The sequence below is a fragment of the Pseudoalteromonas sp. NBT06-2 genome (genome assembly GCF_002276045.1).
Taxonomy (GTDB): domain Bacteria; phylum Pseudomonadota; class Gammaproteobacteria; order Enterobacterales; family Alteromonadaceae; genus Pseudoalteromonas.
Genome location: NZ_NQMR01000334.1, coordinates 1 through 1,556, shown reverse-complemented (window position 1 = coordinate 1,556; position 1,556 = coordinate 1). Strand labels below are relative to the sequence as shown.

Annotated in this window: 2 protein-coding genes and 1 pseudogene; all 3 read right to left on the bottom strand. The window is 40.3% G+C overall.

Annotation, left to right across the window (positions count from 1 at the left end):
* A pseudogene (locus CJF42_RS25885) lies at nucleotides 1-507 on the bottom strand (IS91 family transposase); the annotation flags it as partial.
* A gap of 15 nt (nucleotides 508-522) precedes the next feature.
* A complete protein-coding gene (locus CJF42_RS25880; protein ID WP_095369356.1) occupies nucleotides 523-879 on the bottom strand; it encodes a transposase zinc-binding domain-containing protein in 357 nt (118 codons plus the stop codon).
* Nucleotides 880-882: 3 nt separating this feature from the next.
* A partial coding sequence (locus CJF42_RS25875) for a tyrosine-type recombinase/integrase (RefSeq protein WP_095369355.1) occupies nucleotides 883-1,556 on the bottom strand: 674 nt, incomplete at its 5' end.

The window sequence follows — 1,556 nt, the reverse complement described above, 5'->3', positions numbered from 1 at the left end:
ACGAGCACGGCGAAATCCTTTTGGCAGGACATGCTGCAATACACGCCATAAAAACTCACATACGGGTTCTGTTATCATTTTATCGCACTTGGTCTCGCTGTCTTTATACTTAAAGGTGACCTTATCATCTTTCACTGCCACTATATTTTTTTCGCTGATCACACCGCGATATAGATAGCGCGCTAAATAAGTAAAAGCATATTCACCTCTACCTACTTTTTCACAATCAACACGCCATTTAACAGGCGTTGCTGATGGTAAATGATAGCCTTTAGCATATAAACGTTTACAAAATTCTCCACGAAATACTTTTGATAAGTTAATCGCATTAAATAAGTATTTCCCTTTTTTTTTCAAACAACAACTGTGCTGTTTATTAACACTACAATTTGGCGTTATCACATGAATATGTGGATGAAACAGGAGTTTGCGCGAATGGGTGTGCAACACAGATGTAAAACCACACTGCTGGCCCAGTTGTTGATCATGCTTAAAGAACGATTTTAAAGTGGCTGTACTTGCTTAGAACAAGGTTTGGTATGCCCATTTTTGATGGGTGAATATAAATTGCCGTAGCTGATATGGCACCGTAAAGGTGATCAGGAAGTAATCAACGGGTAACAGCTTTTGTTGCTGATGGTTAAGCCAACCCATATTGGCAGTATGCTGACAACTTGGACAATGGCGATGACCACAACTGGGATAAAAAGTGGGGCTGTATTGACAGTGTTCGCAATGATATAAGATGGCACCGGCTTGTGGTGTATGACACTGAATGATTTTATCTAATGCTCGACGATGCAAAGGCGAGAGCTGTTGCGCATATTGCTGCTCAAATTGAGACTGATACCGCTTAGCTAAAGATGTAAGAGAAAACATACCTTACTCCTGCCAATGAATATCAAATTGATTGAGTAAAGAATTGAGCATATCAATACTCTTTTGAGAATTGATTTCAGTCATTTTGACATAGTTAGCCGTGGTTTTAGGGCAAGCATGGCCCAGAAAAACTTGAACGACGCGTAAGCTTAACCCTTGTTCGATCATATGCGTAGCAATGGAGTGACGCAGTGTATGCACATGGACATTTTTGTAAATGCCACATTCACGGGCCACAATTTTTATGGTTTTTTGTACGCCACCTTTATCCATCACCATTGTCTGACCTTGACGAATATGAGGCGGCTTACCGCCAGGGAAAATCAATTTAGGGTGATGATGAGTGGCCCAATAATGTCTCAGGGCCAGTAAAGTAGCATGAGGTAATGGCACAAAACGGTCTTTATTATTTTTGGCTGCACGTATATGGACTTGCATCAAAGTACTGTCGATATCGGCAATGGTGAGATTAAGCGCTTCAGATAAACGTAAACCTAAACTGTAAGCGGTTAGGTAATAAACTTGGTATCTCAGTTGTTTAGTTGTATTGATAATAGCCAGCACTTCAGCAGGCGAGAGTACATCTTGTAAGAGCTGTACTTTAGGGGGCTTAACAATTTCAATCCATTGCCATTGATAATGCAGTACATGACGATATAAAAATTGAATGGCATTAC

What these genes read in the sequence shown, in the direction of transcription:
- CJF42_RS25880 (WP_095369356.1), bottom strand. Translation starts at nt 879, where the DNA reads ATGTTTTCTCTTACATCTTTAGCTAAGCGGTATCAGTCTCAATTTGAG.